We start from the raw sequence: 11,136 nt of genomic DNA, 5'->3' as shown, positions 1-11,136 counted from the left end.
GGAAGAAAGCAATGGGTCCGGTAGTGGCCGTGATAGAAGCTGAATGCCTGCTGGCCGTAGGTGGGGTCTACGGTGGGATCGAAGTCGAGGGTCACGGTCTTGGCACGACGACCGAGGCGGCGCCGATGCCGGTCGATCACCCGAAATCGAGCCGATGGGAGGCGTTCGCTGCGGAGGCGGGCGTCGGGCAGGGTGAGACGGACAAGATCCGCAACGCCCATCGGCTCGATTTCGGGTGATCGGCCGGCTCATCCAACGAAAAGCGGGGTCAGCTGCTGCCAGCCAACCCCGCGAAAACCCTGGTGGAGCTGAGGGGAGTCGAACCCCTGACCTCTTGAATACCGTTTCCGGGATCGTTGCGGGCTGGGTTTCGCCCTTTCTTACCAAGTGCCGCTTGGTTGGCACACCAACCGGCACATCACTTCCGGGTAGAATGCGACTCATGAGCAAGCACGAGAGCGAGCGGCTCGGCTGGATCGAGCGGGCGTACGGGGCGCTCCCGCTTTCGCCCTGGGCGGTGGGAGGGGCGATTGCCGGTGTGCTCGTGTTGGCGTTCGGCGTGAGCGAGCTCGCGTTCGGCCGCCACCTCTTGCTGCTCGAGGTCGAGGACACGATCGCGACGATGATGCGCTTTCAGGCCCGCACAGCGGTCGCGAACATGCTGCTCGCGGCGTTCCTGCCCACCGCCTACATCTATCTGCTTCGGGGCCACCGCGGGACGCTCGGCGCTTTGCGGAGCGACCTCGGCTGCTCCGACACGGAGTTCGCCGCCTTGATCGCCCGGATCGGCAACTACAACCCCCTGGCACTGGGACTCTCAGGCCTCGCTGGCGTCGGCTGTGTGCTCCTGATGACGCGCGTGACGACCCCCGCGCACATCGATCCCTGGCAATGGAGCGCACTGCCGCATGAAATGCGCTGGACCCGGGTGCTCGTCCCGTGGGTTGGCTGGTGGATCGGCGTCTTGATCCTCGCCGTGTCTGTCGAATCGAACCGCCTGGCACCGCTCGCATCGCGCCTCTCGCGCGTCGACCTGCCCGACCTGCGACCCTTCCGCCCCTTCACGCGTCAGGCGCTGCTCAACACGCTGCTCATGATCCTGTTCGGGGCCTTCGGCCTGCTGACCATCGCCGAAAGCGGCTCGTGGGCCCTGGTGCTCGGCTTCTGGATCGTCTCGATGGGGGCCATGGCAATCGGCCTGGTGGTCTGGCTCCTTCCAGTCTTCCGCGTCGTTCGGGACGCAAAGCGGAGCGAGCTCGACTGGTGCCGCGACGCCCTGGTCCGGGAGGGCGCGAAGCTCCGCGAGGGAGGCGCCCTGCGCTCTCGTGTGTCCGAACTGGTGGCCTGGGAAGAACGCGTCCAGTCCATCGGCGAATGGCCCATCGACTCGCCAGCGTTGCGCAAGATCCTGCTCTACTCGCTGATCCCGCTCGGCTCGTGGGCGGGCGGAGCACTGGTAGAGCGCTTCATCGATTCGCTACTCGGCTGAGGGGGCTGCGTTTCCCGGGGGTTCCATGAGTTCGAGCTACACCGCATTCGCCTCGGATCTGCCGCCGGACCGGATCGTGTTCCGGTCTGCGGAGGAAAACGAGGAAACGATGGGGCGCTGCGGCGTGACGCAGGAGACGCGGCAGGTCGGGAAGGGGCCCTTCCGATGCGAGATGGCCGTGACGATGACCCCACTCGCTGACCTCTACGCGGATCGGTTCAACCGCGCGTTCTCGATGCGTCTCGAGTCGCCACCTGGGATGGTCGGTCTCCTGGTTCTGCGGAGCGCGGGCGGCTCCATGCGGGCCTGCGGCGTGCCAGCGGCCAACGAAAGGCTGCTCGTGATCCCGGACGGATGCGGGGTGGACATCGCTTCATCCGGGCTGGGCGGATCCGACGCCCTGACGATGCCGAAGGCCCGTTTCGCAGCAATGGCTGAGGTCCTCTGCCCCACGACGGACGCCGTGTTGCCGGAGCAGACCGCGACGATCCAAGGAGACACCGGCGAGCTGCAGGCGCTGCGGAACGGCCTGCTCCACTGCTTGGCCCATCCGGATCGAGACCCTCGTCAGGAAGGGCTCTCGAACCTCCTGGCCACCACGATCGCGTGGGAGGGAACCCCCCGCGACGGCGTCAGGCCCGAGCGGTTGTCCGTCGGGGCGGCCCGCGCTCGAATCGCCAAGCTCGCCCAGGAGCACATCGAGGAGGAGGCCGCGTGAGCTGGCGTCTGGGTCGTTGGATGATGGTCGTCGCGCTCCTGCTTCCGGGTGCCGCCCCGGCCACCGACTACGTCGAGGCCGAGTCCACGGCGACGGAGCGCATTGAGCATGCGACCACGCCGCTCACCTACGCATTGGGGCGCGCTCGAGAACGCCGGGCAAAACGGCGGGAGTGGCTGAAGGATGCGCCGCCCTTCTGGAAGGACGCGCGGCTCGATCTGCACTCGCGCACCTACGGCTTCGAGCGCCTCGACCCGGACGGCGCGCGCCACGAGACATGGGCCACCGGTGGCTGGCTGGCCTTCGAGTCCGGCCGCTTTCGGGAACGCCTCGCGGTGGGCGCGACCCTTCACACCTCGCAGAAGCTCTACGGGCCCCAGGATCGCGACGGCCTGTTCATGCTGCGCCCGCGGCAAACCGGCCTCACCGTGCTGGGCGAAGCCTGGGCGGATCTGCGCCTGGACGATCAGACCTCCTTTCGGGCTTGGCGCCAGAAGCTCGACCTCCCGTATCTGAACGGCCAGGACAGCCGAATGATCCCGAATACCTTCCAGGCCTACGTCTTGCGGCGGCGGGCGGAGAACGTGGGATTCGTGGCCGGCCACGTGAGCCACATGAAGCGACGCAGCTCGCGAGAGTTCGCCTCGATGGCCGAAGCCGCGGGGGTCGATGCCGAGCGCGGGCTCAGCGTGGTGGGCGCGCGTTGGGCACCGCGGGAGGGCTTTTACATCGGTGCGCTGAATCTCGTGGCCTGGGACCTGATGAACACCGTGTACGGCGAGGCGCAGGTGAGCCACACGTTCGCGAACGAACTCTCCCTCATCCTGCGCGGGCAGCTCACCCACCAGAGCAGCATCGGCGATGAGCGCTTGCTCGGCGGCTCGTTCAGCACCCAGCACCTGGGCCTGAAGGGCCAGCTCGCCTACCGGGGCGTGAAGCTCTCGCTGATGGGGGGCTCGACCGGCCACGGCGCGGCCATCCGCAGCCCGTGGGGCGGCCGGCCGGGCTTCCTCTCGCTGATGCGCGAGGATTTCGACCGGGCCGGGGAGCGCGCCTTCGGGCTCGGGCTCGACGTCGATTTCGCGCGGGTCGGTGCCGACGGCTGGAGCGGCTTCCTGCGCTTCGCCCGCGGGCGGGGCGGCGAGAACGCTGCCAGCGGGGTCGAGCTTCCGACCCGCTGGGAACTCGATGCGACGCTCGACTACCGCCCGGAGACTGGCCTGCTCGAGAACTTCTGGCTGCGCCTGCGCTTCGCGACCCTGAACGAGCGCGGTGCGAGCCGCACCGGACGCGATGTCCGGGTGATCGTCAACTACGACATCCCGATTCTCTGAGCCACGGGCTCAGGCCGAGGGCACGGCGAGCACCGGACATGGCGCGCGGCGCACCACGCGCTCGGTGTGGCTACCGCGGAAGGCGTCGAGCACGCCGTCCTGGCCGTTGGTGGGCATGACGATCAGGTCCGCCTGCTCGGCGGCGGCGAGGATGGCCTCGACCACGTCGCCCTCGGCGCTGGCGGGGCGGAGCGAAAAGGCGTCGCTTTCGGGCAGGGCGGGAACCGCAGGCTCCCCGCCCACGTGCAGCAGCGTGATCTCGACGGGCCTCTCGCCGATCGCCTCCGCGGCGCGGGTGGCGCGCAGGATGGCGCCCTGGGGATCGGGCCGTTCGTCCACGGGCACGAGGATGCGGCGCAGCGTCAGGCTTCCGTTGGCCGGATCCACGAAGCCCCGACCGCTCGCGGGAACGAAGAGCGTCATCGTGTTCGAGCGCCGCGCCAGGCGCTCGGCGACGGACGGGCGCAGCCAACGCGCGAGGCCATCCCGACCCTCCGTCGCCATGACGACGAGCTCCGGCTCCAGCCTCTGAATCTCGGCGAAGCAGGCCCGCGCGGGGTTTCCGCCCGCCTGGCCCTTCGACACGTGGACCGAGAGCTCGTCCAGTACGGCGGAGCGCGGGCTTCCCGCTTCGAGCAGGCCCCAGCGTTCGAGCGTGCGCCTCACGGGCGGGAGCTTCTCCCAATCTTCGGTGGGGCTGCCTCCGGCGTGAAAGATCGTCAGGCGGGTCTGGCGAACCAGGGCCACGACCAGTGCGTGGGCAAACGCGCGGTCGCTGGCCTCGCTGAAATCGGTGGGGTGGAAGACAGAATCGACGAACGGAACGGGCAGCGGTTGCAGCAACGGTTGACTCCTGGGCTAGCTCTCGGAGGGGACGCTGAAGAAGATGGCGTAGAGCACGGGCACGAGCACCATCGTGAGCACCGTGGCCACCACCAGGCCGCCGATGATCGTCACGGCCATGGCGACGAAGAAGGCATCGGGTAGCAGCGGGATCATGCCGAGTGCCGTGGTCACCGCAGCCATCGCCACTGGCCGCAGGCGGCTGACGCCAGAATCCATGATGGCCTGGAATTCGGACTTGTCCCCGCGCTTCTGCAGCTCGATCTCGTCGATCAGCACGATCGCGTTCTTGATCAGCATGCCCATCAGCGAGAGGAAGCCGAGCAGCGCCATGAAGCCGAAGGGCTGGCCGGTAAGCAACAGGCCGCCCGCGACGCCGATCAAGGCCAGGGGGACGCACAGGAAGATCATCGTCGGCTGGCGCAGAGAGTTGAACAGCACGACCACGATCAGGAACATCAGCAGCACGAAGAGCGGAATCGAGCCGGCCAGCGCGGCCTGGGCGTCGCCGGAGCTCTCGTACTCGCCGCCCCACTCGATCACGTAGCCGGTGGGGAGCTCGAGGGCCTCGATCTGCGGCCGGATTCGCGCGAACACCGTACTCGCCGGGCCGCTCGCCGGGTCTGCGTGCACGGTGATGGTGCGCTTGCGGTCTCGGCGCCAGACCATGTCGTCTTCGAAGCCGGTCTCGAAGCCCGAAACCACCTGGCGCAGCGGAATCGAGCGACCGGCGGCTGGGCTCCAGATCTGCCGGTCGTTGATGCTCGAGACGTCGCCGCGTTCCTCCGCCGGCGCGCGAAACAGGATGGGAAGCAGCTCGTCGCCCTCGCGGAAGACGCCGATGGTCACGCCGTCGAAGCCCGCCTTGACGGCGTCCGCCACGCCTTCACGGGTGATTCCAGCGCGGCTCGCCTCCTCGTCGGCCAGGTCCACGTTCAGCACCTTGACCCGCTCGCCCCAATCCGAGCGGATGCCCTTGGCGGCGGGATCTGCCGCCAGGATGGCGAGCACCTCGCCCTCGATGCGGCGCAGCTCGTTCGGGTCCTCCCCGCTCATGCGCACCTGGATCTTTCCGCCCTCGCCGGGTCCCAGCAGAAAGCGCTTGCCGTTCACCAATGCGTCCGGATGGGAGAGGCGCAGCGCGGCCTCGGCATCGGTGATCAGGCCCGGAATGGCCGTGTAATCCTCGGGCGCCACGTCCACCAGGAATTGCGCGTAGGAGGAGTTCGTCTTCTCGGGGGCATACGTGAGCAGGAAGCGCATTCCGCCCGCCCCGACCAGTGAAGAGACGTGGGTGATCTTTTCCTGCTCGAGCAGGTACTGCTCCACCCCAGTGACGGCCTGGTTGGTGGTATCGATGTGGGTGCCCTGGGGCATCCAGAAATCGAGCATGAACTGGGGGCGCGTCGAGTCGGGGAAGAAGCTGCGGTCGACGAAGCCGAAGCCGTAGAGGGAGACGGCGAACAGGCCGACCACACAGGCCACGGTCACCCAGCGCATGCGGATGCAGCCGCGCAGGATCGCGCTGTAGGCGGCGTAGAAACGGCCGGCATAGGGGTCGCCTCCCCCGCCTTCGGGGGCCTTCAGGAACATCACGCAGAGCACGGGAGTGACGGTCACCGCGGTCACCCAGCTCAACCCCAGGGAGACCAGCACCACCTGGAAGAGCGAACGGCAGTACTCCCCGGTGGAATCGTCCGAGGTTCCGATCGCGGCAAAGGCCATGATCGCCACGGCGGTGGCCCCGAGCAACGGCATCGAGGTCTGGCTCACCACTTCACGCGCGGCGTCCTCGGCGGCCTGACCTTCCTGCAGGCGTACCAGCATGCCATCCACCACGACGATCGCGTTGTCGACGAGCATGCCCAGGGCAATGATCAGCGCGCCGAGCGAGATGCGCTCCAGCGCCACCCCCATCGGCCCCAGGAAGATGAAGGTTCCTGTGATGGTCAGGAACAGGATGAAGCCGATCAACAGACCGCTTCGCACGCCCATGAAGAAGAGCAACACCACCACGACGATCGCCACCGCCTGCATCAGACTGACGGTGAAGCCCTCGATGGCGGTGACCACTGCCGCCGACTGGAGCGAAACCACGCCGACTTCGATGCCCAGGGGCCACTGGTCGCGTAGCTCGATCGCCCGGGCGTTCACCAGCTCGCCCATCGTCACCACGTTGCCGCCCGAGAGCGTCGAAATGCCGAGACCGATGGCGACGTGGCCGTCGTAGCGCAGGATCTTGGCCTGCGGCTCGACGTAGCCGCGGCGTACCGAGGCGATGTCGCGCAGCCGGATCTGGGAACCGCTCGCCCCTCCGCTGATCCGCAGGTTCTCGAAGTCCTCGACGGAGTCGAACAGGCCACCCGGCTGGATGGCAATGAACTCGGGCCCCACCTCGACCCGCCCGGCGTCGGCCACCAGGTTGCGGGCTCGCAGCTCGGCCATCACCGCCTCCATCGGAACGTTCAGCTGGGACATCCGCTCTCTCGAGGGCTCGACGTAGATGGCCTCGGTACGCTCGCCCCACAGCTCGATCTTGGCCACGTCCTGCACCAGCAGGAGCTCGCGGCGCAGCAGCTCGACGAAATCCTTGAGCTCGGCGTAGTTGTACTCGGGGCCGTAGACGGCGACGAACACGCCGTAGACGTCTCCGAAGTCGTCGATCACGAGGGATGGGCCCGCGCCGGGCGGGAGGTTGCGTTGCGCGTCGCCGACCTTTCGTCGCAGCTCGTCCCACACCTGCGGAAGGCGGGCCCTGTCGTACTGGTCCTTGATCGAGACGGTGAGCGTCGAGAGCCCGCGGTCGGATTTCGACGTCACCTCCTTCAGCTGGGCCAGCTGCTGCACCGCCAGCTCCATCTCGTCGCTCACCTCGTTCTCCACCTCGTAGGCGGAGGCTCCCGGGTACGGCGTGATGACGAGTGCATCCTTGATGGTGAACTCGGGATCCTCGAGGCGGGACAGGCTCTGGAAGGCATTGAGCCCCCCGAAGATCATGACCGCCGTCAGCACGAGGGTGACGGTCCGGTTGCGCAGGGCGATGTCGGCGAAGTTCATGTTGGCCTCAGTCGCCTGCCCGCGAGATCTGCATGCCTTCGCGCAGGTGGTGGACGCCGGAGACGGCCACCCAATCGCCTGGCGCGAGGCCCGACGTCACGCTCACGCGGTCGCCGGCCAACTCGCCCACGGAGATGGCCCGTCGGCTGACGGTCATGGCGCTCGGGTCCACGACCCACACGTAGGACGCTCCGTTCTCGTCGGCCAGGACGGAGCTGGCGGGCAGGCTCAGGCCGGAGCCCAGCTCCTCCGGTGCGCGGATCGTGACCTTGGCGGTCATGCCCGGCAGCACGCGGGTATCGGTCGGCGGATCGAAGGCCAGTGTGACCTGAAAGGTGCGGGTGGTCGGATCGGCGCTGGTCGAGAATTCCTTCACCCGTGCCGGGAAGCTTCGGTCCGGCAGCGCGGTCAGGAGGACCATGGGGTCGATGCGTCGCGTTACCTCCGCGTTGTCTCCAGTGTCCTGCCCCCTCTGCAGGATGTCCCGCTCGGGCACGTCGACCACGATCTCCAGGCTCGTATCGTCTTCGAGCAGCACGACGGGCTGCTTCGCCTGCACGTTCTCGAAGTCTTCGACCAGCTTGCGCGCGACTGCGCCGGAGAAGGGCGCGCGCAGCACGGTGTCCTCGACGGCCTTCTGCGCCTCGCGAAGGTCGGCCTCGGCGATCTCGAGCAGGCGCTGCTTTCTTTCGCGCTCGGCCTCCGGAGTGACGCCCTCGTCGTAGAGCGTCTTGGCGCGCTTGTACTCGCTGCGGGCGTGGTTCGTCTTGGCCTGCGCCTTGTCGAGCCGCGCGTCGTAGTCCCGCGCATCCAAGCTCGCGAGGACGGTGCCTGTCTCGACCTCCTGGCCTTCCTCGACCGGGAACGCGTCGAGCTTGCCGGCCACCTCGAAGGCGAGCTCGGCACTCTGGGCGGCCCCGATCGTACCGGGGTATTCGCGGCGCGCGCCTTCGCCCCCGCCCCCGATCTCGAGGATCTTGATCGGCCGGACGACTTCGGCCGGAGGCGGAGCCTCGTCGCCGCAGCCGACCGGAATGGCCAGGGCGAGCCCGGCCAGCAGGGCCGAGCCCGCTTGGAGCACCTTGGTGCGCAGCTTCATCATCGGTTCCTCTCTACGGAGCCTCGACGAGGGCGGTGGCCGCCTGGTCGCCTCCCCAGTGGATCATTTCGTCGGCGGTGAGCCAGCACCCTAGTATACGTCGTAACGATTCGACTTCGGCATTTCTATCCACATTGCGACAACATCGCTGCGCGGCTCGGAGACGATGATGCGCGTCTCAGGCGAGAGATCGTGCAGTACCCGAGGGCGTTCGCGATCGATCTGGCGGCAGGCTACCGTCGCATCCGATTGAAGGAGAAACGAAATGCTCGAAGCCACTCATCGCTACTTCAATCAGGCCGCAGATGTGTTGAATTTGGCTCCGAAGGTGCGGGACATCCTGCTCACGCCCAATCGTGTCGTGAAGGTCGAGATCGTCGAAGAGGCCGACGACGGCCAGCTGATGCACTACACCGGTTACCGCGCGCAGCACAACAGCAACCGCGGGCCCTGCAAGGGCGGCCTCCGCTACCACCCGTCGATGGACGAGGGCCACGCGACGGCCCTCGCGAGCCTGATGACCTGGAAGACCGCCATCGTCGACGTGCCCTTCGGCGGCGCCAAGGGCGGCATCGACTGCGACCCCAGCAAGATGAGCCGCTTCGAGCTCGAGCGCGTCACGCGGCACTTCGTCGATCGGTGCAAGGAGATCATCGGGCCCAACATCGACATCCCGGCGCCCGACGTCAACACCAACGCCGATGTCATGGCCTGGATCATGGACGAGTACTCGAAGCACTACGGCTTCTCGCCCGCGGTCGTCACCGGCAAGCCCCTGCACCTGTTCGGCTCTGACGGCCGAGACGAAGCCACTGGACGAGGCGTCATGTATGCGCTCGAAGAGGCGCTCAGCGACCGAGGCATGGATCTCTCGGGAACGACGGTGGCGCTACAGGGATTCGGCAACGTCGGCAGCCACGCCGCCCGACTGATCGCCGAACGGGGTGGCAAGATCCTCGCCGTCGCGGACCACATGGGCGCCGTATCGAACGATGCCGGCCTCGACGTGCCGGCACTTGTGGCGTGGGCGGCCGAGCACCGAACGGTCCATGGCTTCGGGGGCGGCGACGCCTTCGACGGGGCCGAGATCATGGCCTGGCCTGCCGATGTCCTGATCCCAGCCGCGCTCGAGGACTCGATCGACGAGAAGAACGCGCCCCAGGTCAAGGCGAAGATCATCGTCGAAGCCGCGAACGCGCCGACGACCCCGGACGCGAATGCGATCCTGACCGACGCGGGTGTGACGATCGTCCCGGACATCCTCGCGAATGCAGGCGGTGTGACGGTCAGCTACTTCGAGTGGGCGCAGAACATCCAGCAGTTCCGGTGGGAGCTCGACCGCGTGAACAGCGAGCTCGAGAAGAGCATGCGTCGAGCCTACGCGAGCGTTCGCGACGTCGCCAAGGAGAAGAACGTCGATCTGCGAACGGCGGCGTTCGTCCTGGCGATCCAGCGCGTCGGTCGAGCGGGCTTGTCCCGGCGAGCCATCCGCGAAGAGATCGACCTGGGCTAGCTAGCGCGCCGCTTCGTGGCGTTGGTGCATCCATCGCAAGCTGAATTGCGGAGTGAGGTATCCGGGTGACACAGCAGGAACGAATCGAGCTGGAAATCCTGAGCAGGGCACCGCGCCCGGGCGGCGCGGTCGCACGCCGTTGGATCGGGCGCGCTCGCAACCGATGGGTTGGCAGTGCTCCCCTGGCGTGCACCCGATTGGGTACCCCGGTTTCCCGCAGGATCCAGATCGCCACGGCCCGATTTCTGGCGACGACCGCCTACGGGGATGCGGATTCGATCGAGGCTGAGCGTCGCACGATCCGCCGCGGGATCCAGGATCTCTTCGGGGTGACCCGGCGACAAGCCTGGATGATCGTTCGGGCGGCCGAGACCGATTCGGATCGCGACGGTCACGAGGCGGCTGCGCAGGTTCGGGATGCATTCGATACGAACCAGCGGATGCGCATCATGGGCCTGGCCTGGGAACTCGCGTACGCCGACGGCCTGATTCCCGCCTTCGGTCGTGTCCTGGCGGACCGCATCGGTGCGATGGCGGGGTTGCATCCCGAACAGGCCGTCGCGGCCCGCAGCTTCGCAACCCCCCCCTGGATCTAGGCGCGCACCGGACTCATTTCCTTCCCGGTCGGGTTCCAGGCGGGCTCGGAGACGCCGACCAGCAATCGCACACCATTCACGGCCAACTCGGATGCGCCGATGGGACGGGGGTCGGGCACGAGACAGAGCACGACAAACCAGGCAAGTAGGAGTCCGTTCCAGATGAATGTCATCCGACTCGGCTGGCTAGATGAGCTGGCGCCTTCGGGTGGAGCAGTGCATTGCTCTTTCATCTCAACGTCAGCCTCAATTGATCCAATACAAGAGCATCATCTTAACATTCGAAGTGATTCACTTGCTTACCACTGCCTCCCTTCTTCTCGAAGCAGATCTGCGCGTAGGTAGATCAGTGCGACCAGGCTCTGCTGGTCGATTGGGATTGGAGGAGATGCGATGACTCCATGAAATTTCGATTCGTCGTCCAGCGGGTGCGAAACCCGCCCGGCCAGGGGTGAGCCCGCCCGAACCGGTAGCGAGCCTGGCGACG

At 67.2% G+C, this 11,136-nt stretch carries 9 protein-coding genes and 1 pseudogene; 5 read left to right on the top strand and 5 right to left on the bottom strand.

The features are described from left to right. Positions 1-89, bottom strand: a pseudogene (locus GY937_25330) (hypothetical protein). A gap of 353 nt (positions 90-442) precedes the next feature. On the opposite strand from GY937_25330, the gene GY937_25325 reads away from it, so the two are divergent. The 3 genes from GY937_25325 to GY937_25315 are packed head-to-tail and all read left to right on the top strand — an operon-like array spanning position 443 to position 3,541. Next, positions 443-1,489, top strand: a complete 1,047-nt coding sequence (locus GY937_25325) for a hypothetical protein (protein MCP5060038.1) — start codon at positions 443-445, stop codon at positions 1,487-1,489. Between the two features lie 25 nt (positions 1,490-1,514). Further along, the gene (locus tag GY937_25320; protein ID MCP5060037.1) at positions 1,515-2,207 is read left to right on the top strand and encodes a hypothetical protein; all 693 of its coding nucleotides are present in this window, start codon (positions 1,515-1,517) and stop codon (positions 2,205-2,207) included. Continuing rightward, positions 2,204-3,541, top strand: a complete 1,338-nt coding sequence (locus GY937_25315) for an OprD family porin (GenBank protein ID MCP5060036.1) — start codon at positions 2,204-2,206, stop codon at positions 3,539-3,541. Before GY937_25320 ends, GY937_25315 begins: the two co-directional genes overlap by 4 nt. Before the next feature lie 9 nt (positions 3,542-3,550). Here the strand turns inward: GY937_25315 and GY937_25310 are convergent, their stop codons facing one another. The 3 genes from GY937_25310 to GY937_25300 are packed head-to-tail and all read right to left on the bottom strand — an operon-like array spanning position 3,551 to position 8,543. Next, positions 3,551-4,384 carry a universal stress protein gene (locus GY937_25310; protein MCP5060035.1) on the bottom strand — a complete coding sequence of 278 codons (834 nt, stop codon included), beginning with the start codon at positions 4,382-4,384 and terminating at the stop codon, positions 3,551-3,553. A gap of 15 nt (positions 4,385-4,399) precedes the next feature. Continuing rightward, complete coding sequence (locus GY937_25305; protein MCP5060034.1) at positions 4,400-7,441, bottom strand: efflux RND transporter permease subunit; 3,042 nt, start codon at positions 7,439-7,441, stop codon at positions 4,400-4,402. Positions 7,442-7,448: 7 nt separating this feature from the next. After that, positions 7,449-8,543 (bottom strand): efflux RND transporter periplasmic adaptor subunit, encoded by a 1,095-nt coding sequence (locus GY937_25300; protein MCP5060033.1) that lies wholly within the window; start codon positions 8,541-8,543, stop codon positions 7,449-7,451. 262 nt (positions 8,544-8,805) lie between these two features. Here GY937_25300 and GY937_25295 point away from each other — a divergent pair, with 262 nt between their 5' ends. Beyond that, the gene (locus GY937_25295; protein MCP5060032.1) at positions 8,806-10,053 is read left to right on the top strand and encodes a glutamate dehydrogenase; all 1,248 of its coding nucleotides are present in this window, start codon (positions 8,806-8,808) and stop codon (positions 10,051-10,053) included. 65 nt (positions 10,054-10,118) lie between these two features. Continuing rightward, a complete protein-coding gene (locus GY937_25290) occupies positions 10,119-10,649 on the top strand; it encodes a hypothetical protein (GenBank protein MCP5060031.1) in 531 nt (176 codons plus the stop codon). On the opposite strand, the gene GY937_25285 is transcribed toward GY937_25290, so the two are convergent. Then, entirely contained in the window at positions 10,646-10,822 is a 177-nt protein-coding gene (locus tag GY937_25285; protein ID MCP5060030.1) for a hypothetical protein, read from the bottom strand. The two genes, GY937_25290 and GY937_25285, sit on opposite strands and share 4 nt — an antisense overlap. Positions 10,823-11,136: the final 314 nt, after the last annotated feature.

The sequence above is a fragment of the bacterium genome (assembly GCA_024228115.1).
In the GTDB taxonomy this organism is placed as follows: domain Bacteria; phylum Myxococcota_A; class UBA9160; order UBA9160; family UBA6930.
The sequence above is the reverse complement of the archived record's forward strand: the minus strand, read 5'-3'. Positions and strand labels throughout refer to the sequence as shown.